The sequence below is a fragment of the Desulfovibrio desulfuricans genome, from assembly GCF_004801255.1.
Taxonomy (GTDB): Bacteria; Desulfobacterota; Desulfovibrionia; order Desulfovibrionales; family Desulfovibrionaceae; genus Desulfovibrio; species Desulfovibrio desulfuricans_C.
The window spans coordinates 207,648-223,198 of the sequence record NZ_CP036295.1; the positions used below are offsets into that span (position 1 = coordinate 207,648).

General features: G+C 48.6%; 14 protein-coding genes and 2 pseudogenes. 4 read left to right on the forward strand and 12 right to left on the reverse strand.

The genetic code is table 11. The annotated features are described in order from the left end of the window. The first annotated feature begins 65 nt into the window (after positions 1–65). Together DDIC_RS00865 and DDIC_RS13900 are read left to right on the forward strand one after the other, a co-directional pair. Complete coding sequence (locus DDIC_RS00865; protein WP_136398701.1) at positions 66–1,256, forward strand: IS256 family transposase; 1,191 nt, start codon at positions 66–68, stop codon at positions 1,254–1,256. 113 nt (positions 1,257–1,369) lie between these two features. Next, positions 1,370–1,465: pseudogene (locus DDIC_RS13900) on the forward strand (IS3 family transposase); the annotation flags it as partial. Positions 1,466–1,648: 183 nt separating this feature from the next. On the opposite strand, the gene DDIC_RS00875 reads toward DDIC_RS13900, so the two are convergent. The 3 genes from DDIC_RS00875 to DDIC_RS00885 all read right to left on the reverse strand — a co-directional run bounded on the left by DDIC_RS00875 (position 1,649) and on the right by DDIC_RS00885 (position 3,925). Further along, positions 1,649–2,257 carry a hypothetical protein gene (locus DDIC_RS00875; protein ID WP_136398703.1) on the reverse strand — a complete coding sequence of 203 codons (609 nt, stop codon included), beginning with the start codon at positions 2,255–2,257 and terminating at the stop codon, positions 1,649–1,651. A gap of 65 nt (positions 2,258–2,322) precedes the next feature. Next, a complete protein-coding gene (locus DDIC_RS00880; protein ID WP_136398704.1) occupies positions 2,323–2,688 on the reverse strand; it encodes a hypothetical protein in 366 nt (121 codons plus the stop codon). Between the two features lie 727 nt (positions 2,689–3,415). Beyond that, positions 3,416–3,925 (reverse strand): hypothetical protein, encoded by a 510-nt coding sequence (locus DDIC_RS00885; protein WP_136398705.1) that lies wholly within the window; start codon positions 3,923–3,925, stop codon positions 3,416–3,418. A 261-nt stretch (positions 3,926–4,186) separates the two neighbouring features. On the opposite strand from DDIC_RS00885, the gene DDIC_RS00890 reads away from it, so the two are divergent. Beyond that, on the forward strand, positions 4,187–4,810 hold the full coding sequence (locus DDIC_RS00890; protein WP_136398706.1) for a hypothetical protein: 624 nt from the start codon (positions 4,187–4,189) through the stop codon (positions 4,808–4,810). 18 nt (positions 4,811–4,828) lie between these two features. Here the strand turns inward: DDIC_RS00890 and DDIC_RS00895 are convergent. Beyond that, positions 4,829–5,960, reverse strand: a pseudogene (locus DDIC_RS00895) (IS3 family transposase). 226 nt (positions 5,961–6,186) lie between these two features. On the opposite strand from DDIC_RS00895, the gene DDIC_RS00900 reads away from it, so the two are divergent. Beyond that, positions 6,187–6,573 (forward strand): integrase core domain-containing protein, encoded by a 387-nt coding sequence (locus DDIC_RS00900; protein ID WP_168732431.1) that lies wholly within the window; start codon positions 6,187–6,189, stop codon positions 6,571–6,573. Between the two features lie 104 nt (positions 6,574–6,677). On the opposite strand, the gene DDIC_RS00905 is transcribed toward DDIC_RS00900, so the two are convergent. The 8 genes from DDIC_RS00905 to DDIC_RS00940 form a co-directional block, all read right to left on the reverse strand. Next, positions 6,678–8,192, reverse strand: coding sequence for a glycosyltransferase family 39 protein (locus DDIC_RS00905; protein WP_136398708.1), 1,515 nt, complete (start codon positions 8,190–8,192; stop codon positions 6,678–6,680). A gap of 323 nt (positions 8,193–8,515) precedes the next feature. After that, positions 8,516–9,235: an HAD family hydrolase gene (locus DDIC_RS00910; RefSeq protein WP_136398709.1), complete on the reverse strand. Its 720-nt coding sequence runs from the start codon at positions 9,233–9,235 to the stop codon at positions 8,516–8,518. A 1-nt stretch (position 9,236) separates the two neighbouring features. Beyond that, positions 9,237–10,943 carry a phosphoribulokinase/uridine kinase gene (locus tag DDIC_RS00915; RefSeq protein WP_168732432.1) on the reverse strand — a complete coding sequence of 569 codons (1,707 nt, stop codon included), beginning with the start codon at positions 10,941–10,943 and terminating at the stop codon, positions 9,237–9,239. Positions 10,944–11,275: 332 nt separating this feature from the next. Continuing rightward, entirely contained in the window at positions 11,276–11,866 is a 591-nt protein-coding gene (locus tag DDIC_RS00920) for a hypothetical protein (protein WP_136398711.1), read from the reverse strand. Between the two features lie 2 nt (positions 11,867–11,868). Next, complete coding sequence (locus tag DDIC_RS00925) at positions 11,869–12,573, reverse strand: glycosyltransferase family 2 protein (protein WP_136398712.1); 705 nt, start codon at positions 12,571–12,573, stop codon at positions 11,869–11,871. Further along, the gene (locus DDIC_RS00930; protein WP_136398713.1) at positions 12,570–12,962 is read right to left on the reverse strand and encodes a GtrA family protein; all 393 of its coding nucleotides are present in this window, start codon (positions 12,960–12,962) and stop codon (positions 12,570–12,572) included. The genes DDIC_RS00925 and DDIC_RS00930 overlap by 4 nt, the downstream gene beginning before the upstream one ends. Continuing rightward, the gene (locus DDIC_RS00935; RefSeq protein ID WP_136398714.1) at positions 12,955–14,520 is read right to left on the reverse strand and encodes a sugar phosphate nucleotidyltransferase; all 1,566 of its coding nucleotides are present in this window, start codon (positions 14,518–14,520) and stop codon (positions 12,955–12,957) included. Before DDIC_RS00935 ends, DDIC_RS00930 begins: the two co-directional genes overlap by 8 nt. Next, the gene (locus tag DDIC_RS00940) at positions 14,505–15,545 is read right to left on the reverse strand and encodes a class II aldolase/adducin family protein (RefSeq protein ID WP_136398715.1); all 1,041 of its coding nucleotides are present in this window, start codon (positions 15,543–15,545) and stop codon (positions 14,505–14,507) included. The genes DDIC_RS00935 and DDIC_RS00940 overlap by 16 nt, the downstream gene beginning before the upstream one ends. Between the last annotated feature and the right edge of the window lie 6 nt (positions 15,546–15,551).

Here is a 15,551-nt window from a genome sequence, read left to right on the forward strand (position 1 = left end):
GCCCGCCAAGTCGGTTAGGTTTGGTTATCACCAAACAACCACCAAACCAACGTGGAGGGCTACAGATGGAAGCTATCAGGACGAACGGTAAAAATAAAGTTCCGGTGATTGCTGTCGATGAAGAAGAATTGCGGACACACGTTTCCGAGGTTGTGCGCCAAAGTGTCGAGGAGACCTTGAATGGCCTGCTTGATGCGGAAGCTGACACGCTCTGCCAGGCCCGACGCTATGAGCGTAATGCCGATCGAGCCAGTACCCGCGCTGGTCATTATGAGCGGAATTTGCAGACCAAGGCTGGCACGGTTCAGCTTAAGGTTCCCAAGCTGCGACACATGCCGTTTGAAACCGCGATAATCGAACGGTATCGTCGCCGGGAAAGTTCAGTGGAAGAAGCCTTGGTAGAGATGTACTTGGCAGGCGTGTCAGTGCGTCGGGTCGAGGACATTACCGAGGCTCTTTGGGGCAGTCGAGTCAGTCCAAGCACAATAAGCGACTTGAATCAAAAGATTTTTGAGCGGGTTGAGGAATGGCGCAATCGACCACTTGAGCCGAAATCCCCGTACTTTTTTGTGGATGGAATATGGCTGAAACGCTCTTGGGGCGGTGAAGTTCAAAACGTATCTGTGCTAGTAGCCATTGGCGTGAGTACCAGCGGCTTCCGTGAAATTCTCGGCGTGGCAGAAGGATCACGTGAGGATGCAGAAAGCTGGCGGCAATTTCTTCGGTATCTCCGAGAGCGTGGCCTTGAACAGATAGACCTCGTTGTATCTGATAAAAACCTTGGCTTTCTGGAGGCGCTAGGAGAATTTTACCCTGATGCCAAATGGCAGCGTTGCGTGGTGCATTTTTATCGCAACGTACTGCATGCGGTTCCTCGCGGTAAAGCCAAAGAAGTTGCTTTGATGCTCAAAGCTGTTCATGCCCAAGAGGATAAAGAAGCCGCACTCCGGAAATCGGTGGAAGTGATAAGCAAATTACGGGCGCAACGTCTTGAGAAGGCAGCCAGAATAGTGGAATCCGGTTGTGACGAAACGCTTTCGTACTATGATTTCCCCGTAGCCCATTGGCGGCACATAAGGACGAACAATCCGCTTGAGAGTTTGAACCGTGAAATTCGCCGCCGAACCAGAGTTGTGGGGAGCTTTCCGGATGGTCACGCCGCCCTGATGTTGGTGGCTGCCCGCCTGCGCTATATGGCAGGCCAAAAGTGGGGCACGCAACGGTATATGAACATGAACCAAGAAATATTGGCTTAAAATCTGAGCCTTCGCGGCTCGATACGAAACCATGCTTCACCGACTGGCTGCTGCAAAATATGCGAAAAATTCTGGACACTACCTCACGGGATAAAGGCGAAACCAGCACGGGAATTGAAGAGTACATACGTTTCTACAACACCGAACGATTCCAGAAAAGGCTCGGCCAGCTTTCCCCGGTTGAATACCGGAAAAAACTGGCCGCTTAATCAAGACTTGCGGGGCATTTATAACTGTCTACTTGACGGGGTGCAGACCAATCATTGAAAAATGGTCGGGGGTTTTGCATTGGGGTGTTGATGGAAAACTCGGAGATGATAGTCCTTATTAATGACTACTAAAGAAATAATTTATTAATTGGTAAAAAATTTGTGGTTAAGCCTTCATTCAACTTACTTAACTATAAGTATTTCTCCTCCGTTGACCACATGCTCGCGAAATTTATTCGAAACCTTATCATCAATAAACTGAATAGAAATTTTAAATGGAAAAAATGGGGTGGACCACTCTAGACTTTTACTGCTATGCGAATCTTTTCTTCTATTTGCCGTGCGATAATCATTTGTTGCTATCTTTCGTGCTAGATCATTAGAGAATTGTTCAAGAGCAAGTATTGCATTTTGCCCTGTATTTTCTATTACACCATTTTTTGAATTAACGTCTGGCCCTCCAAGAATACTAACAACATCATGATAATCCATGCCAATATCAATTTTTTTGAAAGAATCCCTCTGGCACCGCACAGAAAGTGCGCCATAGAGAATAGCAACAGAATAAAGTGGAACCATTATGATGGCAATAACAATCCATGCTTCCCGCGCGCTGCACCAAGTTTTAATTAATCCCTCTCTCCCCTTGGAAATAAAACTTTTGTAAATCGCTGTCACGGTCCATACTAATAGTGAAAGTACGGAGGTCATACTAAAAAATTTTGAAAAATAATCATTCTGCCACATGAAAGCCTTAAGCTCTCCCCAGAAATTTAAATACTCTGTATACATATCATCCTGCAATATTTGTGTCAGAATCTTTTAATTATCTTATGTAGAACTAATAATTTCAGTGCTCAGTTCCCTATGATAACATAGTCAGTTTTAGATACACTTGCTAAAGAGATATTTTCTTTAGCTATCAGACAATACCCCGTGTAATTCCCCTTATCGATAATTACTATCGAAAATTTTGCAATTCCCTTAAAAAAATAGCTATCTGGTCGTATGCTTATTCTATTAGCCAAATCTTGCATCCAACTTTCTGCACGTAAGATAAATATTTTTGCACGGTCATTTGAAATAAATCGGCAGTCAGTCATGACCTTAATTTTGTCATCTACGTTTAGTGTGTTAACCTTAACGAGACAATTCTTATCCGCATCAAATCTATACACTGGTGAATCGTTCGCTATCACGTATGCATCATTAGCAGAGTACATTTTACCTCGATAATTATATCCTTTCATTTCCACATAATTATTTTAATATTTTTTGTCAGAGATAATTACACTAGCAAGTTCTTTATCCCTTATTTTATCTAAAAAATTAGATGAACTATTATGTTTATTCTCATCGATTATTTTAAAGCCATGGCTCATAGCCGTATTTTTATCTACTAACTGGACATCTTTCGAAAGATACATAATTGAAATTGAAGATGACAATCCTAACATGAATATAATGAAAAATATTATTTTATTTTTTCCCATTTTATATAAAAAGAAAAAAATTATAAAAAGTAAAATTATTGCCACTGACAGAAATGCAATCGCTGACGTCCAGTTTGCAATAAAAAAGTGTGAAAGAGATGTGATCATCATTTTGTAGTGCACACGCTACTATGCTAAATTGTAAATTTTCCCGACAGCGAAATTTTCAGAACCAATATTTCCATACAATTGCAGCAATTCTATTTCCCTTGATTATGAAAATGCGGTATCAGTAGGTAGACGAAACATCTTTTTTTAATAAAAAATATCTTCTTTTTTCAAAAAAGCAACCTGAAAATTACTTCTCGCTACAGTCAACAACCTAAAATATTAACAAATAATCCTAAATCTGTTCATAATTATTTAAGCTACCCCCGACCATTTTTCAATGGTCGGGGGATTTTTGCGTTTGACTGATTCTTCATTTGGGGACGCCATGCCTCGTCCTTGTGGAGGCCTAGTTGAACGGCAGCCCAAGAACAGCCAGAATCAACCAGCAGAATATAAAGGCATGATACAGAGCGGCGATCATAAACATCAGGCAAAGGGGAACCTTGATTAACAGCCTGGCATTGCCTTGCAGCCTGAATACAAACAGATACAGCAACAATAAACAGATAAATGAGAATATAGCCCCTTGCATGGAAATGAGCAGTGTGCCGGCGGTCCATCGTGGCAGCCATCCAAGACCAGCCATATCGATGAGATACCGATCATCAACAACTGTATCGGCGCAACATAAAAGCAGGGTTACAACATACAGCCACAAGTTCTTTTCCATTTTAAACAGCGTCAGGCAAACAATCATTCCAACAGCGCCCACGGCCATGACAATAGCGGAGGTGCGCTCCTGCACAAAAAGCAACCAGCCCAGACATGCAAAAAGCAGCGTAATAACAACAGGCCAGTGTGCCTGCCAACAGGCTGAAATTTTGGCTTTTATACTTGCAGATGTTGGGCGTGTCATTATTTATCCTGAATTTAGGATGATTGCTGAGCGTGGCAGCAAACAGAAAGGGGGCCGAAATTTTAATTTGGGGGGAAAGCGGTATTTATGTCTTTATGCCGCCCATGTGCGCAACACTTAATAGACTGAAAAGTATACAATTTAAAATGGAAACGAGATCTATTCTTGGTCCACCAGGGCACAAAAGACTACTGAAGCCTTTCAGTCTTACATAATCATCAGCTTCTGCTATATTTCCGCCAAAACATCCAAGGAGGAAATATGCCAGGGAATAATTTCAGTTTCCAGCACAGGGGGCACGATGATTCAAACCAACCGCGCTTGAGCAATGGGCAGTTCACCTTTTCAGATTCCGTGACCGCAACGAGTGTGGCTTCCCAAGGGCAGCAAGCACTTGAGGCAGTCATGCCCGTTCATCGGAATGCACCGCTTGAGCAACGCATGTACCCATCCAGCATTGCTGACATTGTAAAAAAACATGCCCATGGCGATCATTCAACCTTGCAGCCGTATTCTGAAGACCCTGAAGCAAAAGTTCCTTACTATCGTATGGGAGTGAGACCGCTTGAATCTCGCGCTCTATCACGTCGATACGGAGAAAGAGTCCCTGGGACTGACCTTCATGTTGAACACATGCACTTTGTTGGCAGTGACGGCAGCAATTTTTGGCTGACATTTGGTGGTATATTTTCTGAATCGATGCAAGATTTAACAAACTATCAGGTCGAAGCCCCAAAGTATCGTAAGGAATACATAGACAGGGCAAAGATTGAAGTCGACCGAAAATGGGAAGAAAGAAAAATTTTAGAGCGATTCAGCCAGGATTATAACCCCTTTACATACAAGGTGGTCCGGTTTAGTTGGACAGGTTGGCGACGTTGTTAAGCTCTAGCCCCGTTTGTCTTATGCCGCCTTTGAGGTCGGATTCCTTTCACAGTATACTTCCATTGGCCGACGGCCGTCAAAAGCTGTATGCGGGCGCTGCTCGTTATAGAACTGAAACCAGTCTCTAAGTATTTTAAGGGGTTGACTGCCTGTTTCCACTTCCCGCAAATAGAGGCACTCCCATTTGACTGACCGCCAGAGACGTTCGATCACCACGTTATCCATCCAACGGCATTTACCGTCCATGGAGATATCCACACCGGCATCCTTGAGCGCTTGAATAAATTCCAGACTGGTAAACCGCGAACCTTGGTCCGTATTAAAGATTTCCGGCACCCCGTCACGATTCATAGCCTCTTCCAGAACTGGCACGCAAAATTCTGCATACATCGTGTTCGACAGACGCCAAGCAAGCACGGCACGGCTGTGCCAGTCCATAATTGCCACCAGATACAGAACCCTCGCTTCATTGGCACATATGTAATATCGGCGCACCACACCTGATTCGGCCGATTGATTCGTAATCCGCGCAGCAGAAAGGATAAATCTTATGCTCGGGATGCCGCACACTCGTTCTGGGCTTCTGGTAGATCGCCACTAGCCCCATCTTGCGCATCAATCTCCGCACTCGGTCACGTCCAATCTTGATGCCCTGATGCCATAAATACTTTTTCATCTGGCGCAAACCATAAAACGGTGTCTCCAAAACTGCTCGTCGATACGCCTCATCAGTTCTAGATTCATGGCTGATTCGCCTTTCGGGCGATGATACCAAGTCGACCTGGACAACCCGATGAGGCAACACTGACGACAAATACTGAGCCGGGGATGCCCTCGTTCAATCATCCCACGTCTTCGCCCGCGACTCACCGTTTGGCGAAGGCTCGCTCTAAAAAATCTTTTTCCACGGTCAATTGGCCAATTTTGGCGTGGAGTCCCCGTATCTCGGTCTCAACATCCTTCTGCACGGTCGCTGTCTTCCCGGAAAATGCCGCCACCATGCCTTCCTTAGCCTGACGCTTCCAACTGGTGATCTGCGTCGGATGCACGTCATACTTACCGGCCAGCTCTGCCAAAGCCAACTCGCCGGACAGAGCATCTAGCGCTACTTCGCCTTGAACTCCGCTGAAAAATTCCGTCTCTTTGACATCGAAAACAGTCCTCCTTCGTTGAGGACTACAGCTTAACAGGCTGCCCAATTTCCCGCGACCACCTCAGTGTTGGCTGGCCCTGCTGGCCCGGATGAGCAATGGCGATGGATTTTGTAAGCGACTCCCTTATGGGTGGGCGACGCATCCGGATTTTGACAATTGACGATCTGTGGGATCTCAAGCCCGGCGCTTGAAGTGGATATGTTGTTGCCTGGAGTTCGGGGTGTGCGTGTTCTTGAAAGACCACGCCTTCAAGGTCGGCTGCCGCAGCGTATCAAGGTTGATAATGGGCCGGAATTTAGCGGTAATACCCTGGATACATGGGCTTTTGAGCATAGAGAACAGATAGCGTTTATTCGTCCGGGGAAGCCTACGGATAATGGGCACATTGAAAGCTTTAACAGAGAATTCCGGGATGAGTGTTTAAATCAGAACGTGTTTTTGTCCCTGCACGATGCCCGCAGAACGGTTGAAGCATGGCGACAGGATTACAACCAACGGCGACCGCATAGCTCATTGGGCTGGCTGACACCGGAAGAATTTCGCGCAAAGAATATAACCTGTAACCCATTGGAAACCACTAACTTACAAGTGGTATACGCAGTGGGGTAAGGTCAAGAAGCAGAACCACAAAAAGATCTACCACTAACATTTAACCTGGTACAAAGAAATGGACTGATCAAGCTGAACGCCCACCCACATCTGACCAATCATCGTTATTTTGCAGCAGGAACTGCATGCTGCTGCAAAGGGAAATTCTTTTTTACATACACGGGCAGATCATACCTGTCAGACGTTAGCACAACGCTCTGCACGGCAGATTTTTTAAACAACACCTCATCTTTGTTCAAATAATCGAGAATGGAATGCCCAACTCGGTTACTGCAAATAAGAGCATCAACATCCAGACCGTCAAATATATCAAAATTGAGGTATGATTGGTATTTTTTGTTCCCTTTTTGAACTTCCTGACCCAGCCGATATTGCTGGTAGGTATAAATTCCCACCACTTTATCAAAGTTGTTTCCACGGACAAACAAGTACGAACCATCGCAGATTGCGATCCTTTTAATCCCCATCTGCGCAAGCTGTTCTCTAAAATTGCTTTCTATCGCAGTAAGCTCACGAAAATTTGTATAATTTTTTATTATATTCTTACCAGAAGGGATAACAATCAGAAGAGCAGCAGCCAAAACTGCCGCCGATTGTGTATCGATGCCAAGCTTTTTTCTGCAAAAACAAAATATAAACGGAATCAGCATAACGATGCCGACTTGTGTGTTGCCGGTATTTCCACCCCACCGCAACCCACCGAGAACTGAAAAAAACAGGTAAAACATTGTTGGAAACAATATAACCAGTTTTTTTCTGCTTATCACAGTTGACAGATAGTTTTTAAAGGAGCTAAGACTTGAAAATCCAATCACAATACAATATGCTACAAGTATATTAAGCCCATTCCACATTTGAAATGGGTTCCATTTCTGTGCGGCGTGAGCGCTTACAGCGGTTGTAAATGCCCCCTGAATATTCAAAATAATTGCCAGAGACAGCACTATTCCTGCCCCAACAGACAGCACGGTCAGCAGTCTGCTTTTCAAATCCACACGCAACAGCAGCACACCCAGCATCAACCCGCCAAGCGCAAAAACAATCTGCTGTTTGCACATAACAGCCGCACCAGCGCTCACGGCCATGGCTATATATTTTAGAAAATGTTTTTTTGTAATGGCAAGATACGTCAGTAAAAAGAAGACAATAGAAATTGAATCAGGTTTAAATTCCGCTGCATACGCAGCATAGTCACCTAAAAAGAACTGACAGAAGGCCAGCGAGGCGGCACCGTAAACCGGAAATGAAACGGGATGGTCATCCAGATGTTTATAAAACAGATACGTGCCCTGTACGGCACAGACCAAAAAAAATGCTGCAATAAACAACATCACCTGTACATCTGCGTTGCCAAAAAACTGATGTACGACAACAGCAAGCAGGGCTACACCGGGGAAATACGGGGTGCTCAGTGCATACCCATCCGAGGCACCCATTGTATAGCCAAAGTGTGGCCACCGGTCTGCCATGGCCAAGTGCTCAAGCAAATCCCAGTCAACGCCATCCGAAAGGGCTTTTGAAAACTGCGAACAAAAAAAAGTTATCGTAACAGCCAGATATATAAAGAAAGCAATTTTGCTTTTCACATTATCTTTTTGCAACCAATCAACAATGCACATTGCAATACCTCTCCATATGGGGGAATCCCCCAAACGGGCGTGTTACGCACAACAAACAAAGAGCCATTGGGGCAACGCCAGAAGGACCCAGATGACCGATTGCGGTGTAATGATAAAGCAGATCAGGCTGATTGCAGATTGCCCCTTTTGCAAACCGGTACAAACAGCACGCCTGCACAATGGCTTTGGTCATTGCCCCCGCGCAGCCCGTAGCAGCAGTTGTACGCTACGGGTTTGCTGTGGGCAAAATTTCTGCGCAGCGCCGCCGGGCTTGTGTGCCCGCGGGAGCCTGGCAGCCCGATACGCCGCTGCCAGGGCAGAGACTACCCACCTGCCCCCTCAACCAGTTTTACCCCGTACTCAAAACTGGGCAGTACTCTAAAATCTGGATATTTGGGCGCTGCAGGTGCAGCATGTTCCCCTTTAAACACCCCCACCATGCCACAGGCAATCGCCCCCTGCACATCCCGCTCAAAGTCATCGCCAATCATCCATGTTTCGGCTGGCTCTGTACCGAGTTTTTCAAGCGCAAGAGTAAACATTGAGGGGTGCGGCTTGTCATGCCCGGTTTCTTCACTGGTTATGATCTGATCAATCAGGCCATCAATGTCCAGGTGCATCAGTTTGCGGAGCTGAATCTGCGCGGTCATATCCGAAACTATGGCAATGGCGATGTTTCGTGCCCGAAGGGCATAAATAAAATCCTTTACGCCAGCAAAAAGTTCCGCCTGCTGCAAATAAGCTCTCCAGAATGTTTGCTCCAGATCAAGCACCAAAGAGACCTGAGCGTTAAGCCCCATCAGCTCCAACATGCGTTGAAAGTACAAAAGTCTGCTGTGGCTTGCTGCAGTATCCCCAAGCTTCTGCTTTATCTGCTTGCGTGCTTCGCTAAACAAAATTGAAGATTTGCTTTCTTCAAGAGAAAAATTTTTGTATAATTTTAAATATACCGCAGCCATACCAGCCTTATTGCACGGCTGGTATGAGTAAAGGGTATTATCAAGGTCAAAACACACGGCTTTTGGTAGAGTGATGGTATGCATATCAAGAGCGTGTCTTTAGTTTCTGTGACAAGTGGAACAGAATTACCAGCTGCATCAGCCCATAAACGCCATCCCGCCAGACAGGATTGACCGCGATAAGCTCTTCAAACTCCGGCAGAGCTTTTGAAGCAATATAAGACATATCCTCACCATAGATATCGCCATCCACAGTCATTGTTACTTCATCTATGCCATTGGCATACTCAACATCAACGCGCAGGCCGCACAGGCTTATCAACAGGCGGACAAGCTCATCGTGGTAGAGCGACTGCTTTATCTTTATCACAAGAAGCGTTGCGGGCACTTTGGGCGACATCAGATCAACAGATTTTGGATTAAGCGTACGCCGGGTAAAGACGATATCTGCTCTCTGGCGCTGCGGAAGTATATAGCGCTCCCCATCCGGCTTACGCCGTTCAATGGATTGCTTGATATCTTCCACATTCTGCCCGCGCTTTTTGCTGTCACGCCTGCACTTGAAGTACATGCGCAAGTCGTCTTCCATTTCCAGAAAAACCCGTACATCAAAGCGGGCGCAAGCCGCTTCTGATATGAGCATATGCAGGCCCGAAGCAATAAAGAAATGCTTGGGTTCCTCCAGCAGCGGCTGAGAAAACCGCCCGTCAGAATGTTGGTAATGACGCCTCACGACCTTTTTACCGTCAAGGATGGCACTCACATCTGCAAAAAGACGCTTAAGGTTGTTGGCTCTGGGGTTCAGGTGCGTAAATATTTGCCAGGAGGCATTCTTTCTGTCCCAGTGGTGGTAATCGTCACCACTGATGTGCGCGACATTTTCTGGGCCAAGCACGCCCGTTATGCTTTCTACCAGCGTGTCCTTACCCGCGCCGGAATCCCCGGCCACGGCGATGCTGATGGGTCTTTTGCTAAACCGGTATATGGCGTTGGCGCGGATACTGTTGCGCAAAATGCCCAGAATGAGAATGGTACCCATGCCGACAATAGCCGTCAGCGTGACATCGTAGAACCAGCCCCGCGCAAGGGGCAATCCCATATTGATCCTGAAAGGAGACGACCAATAGAGCATCTGGCTGGCTGCCACGCATAACGAAAAAACGTAGGCAAGGATGCGCTGTGCGCGTTCACAATTGATAAGATGCACGAGCAGGAAGGGCCATGTCCACAGTTGCCACCCAGGAGGTGTCGGCGTGGACAGGACTATTGTCAGCATCCCCAGGGTCATGAATGCCGTGAGCAGGTCAAAGCTCAAAAAGGGCGTACGCCACGCCGCATAGACCACGAGCAGGTACAACAAAGGCGTAAGATACAGCCGTGCCGCCCCCATATTCAGGTACAGGTCAAAAAGGCGGTCAAGCTCTGCCGTGCTCAGGGTCATGGTATTATACCCCGGCGAGAGCAGGGGCAAACCCAGCAGCACAACACTCACGGAAGCCAGGGCACCAGCGAAGGGCAAAAAGTAAGGCCACATGCGCTTATTGCGCAAAAAGTATTGCAATATAAATGGGATGGCCAAGATCATGCTGAGCTTGGCAGAGAGGGCCAAACCCAAAAGCAGGCCCGCAGCCCGATACCGCTTCTCCTTGAGGCAGACGATGCTGGCAAGAAGAAGCGCAACAGGGATAACGTCCAGCTGCCCCACCCACACATTGGTCATGAGCACCAGGGGCGAGAGCCACCAAAAGGCCAGAAGCATCATATCCCTATTGGGCAACAGGCGGCGCAGCATGGCCAGAATGGCAATATCCGCCACAAACAGGGTTGAACTGATGCCCAGCCCCACAGACGCTGCAGTTGGATTAATCAGGTATGCCAAGCCAGAAACCGGCAACAGCATGACAAACATGACAATGCCGTAGGGAAAGGCCTTGACCGAGCCACCCTGTAAAAACAGAGTCCAGGGATCAAGCGAGGGAAATTGCAAGGCATGAGCCATGAACGGCGCAAACCAGTCATGTATGGGTGCAGGATTAAATGCAAAGATTCCTGCAAGGCGCAGTGCTAGCCCGCTCCAGAAAAGTACGGAGATGCTTGTCCTGGTGCCTTGCAAAGCCATCTGCATTATCGGTCCCAAAGGTCAGGGCGCTTGGTACACACGGCCTCAGCCACAATGGATTCTTTATGCAAAAGGGCCTGAAGCTCAGGTATAGCCTTTTCTGCAGCGTAGCCTTGCAACTCTGGCGAAACGAGGCACAGTTGCAGACCTGCATTTTGTAAAACTTTGCACTGGGCGCCAGACAAGGGGAATTTTGTAAAGCAGTCTACCCAGACCCACTTGATAAGCGGCGCAATCACCAGAGCCGTTTCAATTGATTCAAATTCAGAAACCCGCACGGCACAACGCGGTTCGCCCTGCCGTGCAGTCTTTACCAAAAAGGGAAAGGACTGGTCGAGAAAGAAAAAATTTTCAATGCCATGCTCACGCATAAGTGCCAGCACAGCATCTTCAAGGCCTTCTTCTTTCACATTCAAGATAAGAGTCCCATGCTTGTAGTGCCTGAGCCAGTCGGAAAAAAGCGGTCCATCTGCAAATGGTTCATGGTTGACCACAAGTCTGGAGCCATAGCTGCGCAAGTCAAGCTCTATGCCGTATTTTGCAGGGGTTGCGTCAAGCTCTTCAATGGTATTTCTGCGGTGACTGATGATATACATGGCTATTTCCACGTTCTTTTGAGCGCAAAAGAAAAATCTATTGTGCGTTTGATGAATTTTAGCTTTGCTTTCCAGTTTATATTCCAGTGCGAGGTGCCGTGCTGGCGCTTGGCAAAAAGAACAGGAAAACGCGCAATACGGGCACCGGCCTTGCGTGCCATGGCGTAGACGTACAGGTCGAGGGCAAAATCCTTTGGCGGATCTTGCCACATATTGTAAAAAGCACGGCTAAACACCGTGGGCTGCGCGTTGATATCCCAAAGGGGCATCCCAAAAAGCGCACTGTCAAAGCAGCTCATCCCCACAGTAAAGAGCACATCAGCCAATGGCCGCCCATAACGGCGCCCCTTCACAAAGGTCAGGGGGGCATTTTGCAGCCGGAGTTTTGCAAAAGCCTCTATGGCATCCCCCGGGTCTGTCTGCATATCTGCGTGCGTCCAGCCAAGGTAATCACCTTTTGCAGCGGCTAGCCCCTGCAAGATACCCCAGCCATACCCCTGGTTTACCGGGACATCCACGATGCGGATAAACGGATGCTCGGCTGCAGCCTGCGAAAGGGCCTCCGCAGAATTGTCCGTGGAGCCGTTGTTTACCAAAACAATTTCATAGCCCTGAGTATTGGCAAAACATGCGCACAAACGATCAATAAGCGCTGGCAAGGTCAGCGCTTCATTATAGCAGGGGATGACAAGAGAAAAAGTGCTCATGCTTTGTACACCCACAATTTAAGGCCGCCAAATGTGATAACTACCGACACTGCCGTTGCGCACAAAAAGGCTCCCTGCAAGGCATAGGCAAACTGGTGTTGGAGGATCTGAAACATCTTCCCGTTAACATAGACATTTGCCAGCAGGCTGGCCGCATAGACAACAACAAACCGCACACACACCCGCAAGGAAATCCTGGCCCTAAAAGTCCACAGGGTATTGCCAATAAAAGCGTAGATAATGCTTGTAAATATGCCAATGCCCTTGGACAGCGTGAGGCTGCATCCCAGATGGAGCAAAAGGGAATACACCGTCGCGTCAACAATAACGCCGCTAACCCCCATCACCCCGTAACGGATAAGTTGTGTTAGCGGTTTCACCTCACTCATGGGCGCGTCTCAAATAGCGGGCCCAATATTCCCATGTCTGCAAATCATCGGGCGTGCCCCAGCACAGGTAGGCGTCAACATCAAACAGGCGCACGGTAAAGCCCAGATCAATGGCGTCATTGATGCATTCATCCACATAAAACTCGCCATTAACAAGGCGGTTGCGTTCGATCATCCGCTGGGCGGCTTGCTCAAAAATCTGCGCAGTGCGAAACGTAAAGGCACCGGTAATAATGGGATCTGTGGCAGGTGCCGCAAGGGGTTTCTTTACGGATACCCGCCGCACATTTCCCTGTGCGTCTGCATCTACCCAGCCATAATATTCGGGATGACGCACAGCCCCGGAATGGCCGCGCATGGTCCACACCACAACGTCTGGCTTCTGCTCTGCCCAGAGCATCTCAAAGGCTTTTGCATTGTAGCGCAGGCCATTATCGCAGGCCCCGACAGTTAGCGGCGCGTCTTTATCGGCCACTGCGGGCAGTGCCAGGAGGCAGGTGCGGGCCTGACCGTCTGTGGGGGCATCCAGCCACACAAGCTTTGTTGCAGGTATTTCGGCTTCGAGCCTTTTGGCAATATCGCTGGCACCGGGCATATCTTTGCGCAGGGCAAAGACATTGGCAGGTGTGCGCGGCAGATCAGCCCAGGCCGCCAGGGCCATGGGCGTGCCGTTTACCTCAATAAGGGGTTTGGGCGTGGCGTAGCCAGCATCGGCAAAGCGGCTCCCCATGCCTGCCATGGGTATAAGCGTTGTGCCCGCGACATCTGGGCGGGCTTGCGGCCTGCCTCCAAGCCTGACGGCGTGCGTCTGCGTGCGCCAGTCGGCCAAATCTTCCGGCGTCCCCCACTGGCAAAAGGCATCCATGGGAAATACCCTGATATTGCAGCCTCTTTCCAAAAGAGGACGATATGCCAGCGAGGAGTAATATTCGCCGTTCAACAGCAAGTCATCACGGGATAGAGTGCTGCTGTACGCCTGCCTCAACAGGGCACCGGAGGCAAAGCAATAGGTGCCACAGGAGGCCCATTCCTGCATGGGAGTATCTGTATAGGGCTGCTTTTCCTGTATAGCCAGAACTCTGTCCGTCCCGTCTGTTTTGCAATAGGCAAAGCGTGTACAGGCCAGCATATGCGGATGAAAGCCCGTATAGCATATTACCGCGCCGTCACAGCGGGTATTTTGCATAAATTTTTTAAAACCGGCCCAATCCCATTGCCCTGTAAAGTCGCAATAATTCACGGCCACAGGGCGCTCAGGGTCAAGGGCATCCATGATTGAAGCCACGGTGTGTACAGGCCCACGCTTGTGCGGCGCAATGGAATGCACGGTCACAGTGGGGCAATAGTGGTGCAAAATACCTTTCATGTCCCAAGAATCATTGGCAAGATGTTCACTATTGCATATGCAGTGAACATCCACCTCACCGGGAAACAGATCGAGCACATGTGCGATAATCGGCTTGCCATCCACCTCAATCAATGGCTTGGGTCTGGTGTAGCCAGCCTTGCGAAACCGCTCACCAAAACCCGACATCGGAATAACTATCTGCCACTGCACGGTGTACCCTCCCCCAGTCCCAAGGATCGCCGAAATTTTTCCGCATCCCAATTGACAAGATCATCCACGTCGCTGGCGCTCAGTGTGGAGAGCGGTGCCGTTGGACGTATGCGTGTACACACCAGAGCAAGGGCATCAAGCATATCTGACTCACTCTCAAACAGATCGCCTGCCACCAAAAGTCCTTTGCCCCGATACAGCAGATAGCGTGGTGGATTGAGCATGTGCCCGGACAGACGCCGCACCGCCACCGATGCGGCTTCATTGTGCTCGGCAACCGGGAGGACTGTGCCCAAAAACACTACATGGTCAGGATAAAATACGCCCTCACCAGCACAGACAAAAGTGGCTGCGTCAGTTGCGAGCGTATGCCACAAGGCATTGTCGGGAATAGTCCACTGGCAATCATTGCGTTGGCGCAAAAAGTCCTCATCTGCCGCCACAGTGGCGCGAGGCTCAACCGCCAGCTTTTCTCTAACATAATCAAGCAGATCAAAGGCTTGTTCAACTGTGTCGCCACCCACCACAACGCCATGATTCTGCATTATGAGCACATTGGGTTCCCCAGCCTGCAAGGCCTGTTGTACGGCGTAGGCCAAGGGAAGCCCCGGACGCCTGTAAGGAATAAACGCACAGGTTGCATCTGGCAGCAAGGCCTGAAATTCGTCCAACGTCTGCCCCATAACCGAGCGCGTTATGGTGTGGATGCAATGGGCGTGAACAACCACAGGTTGCGGCATCAAAGCATGAAGGGGCGTCTCTATGGACGGCCGAAAGCTGCCCGGAACCAGCGACGCAAAGTTCTCTTCTGCCCTGCGCAGCATATCCAGAACACCCGTGCGGGAGACCGTTACAAAGATATTCTGCTTTTCAGCATCGCGCAGGCATGTTCCGGAAGCCTTAACCAGCATCGCGTCCCCTGATTTGATGGACACATTGCCGCCCGCTCCCTGAATGAGCATATGGTCTGAACCTATCACTGCAGACTTTGCCAACAATAGTTGCAGCTCGCGCTGAGATTCCATTCATTC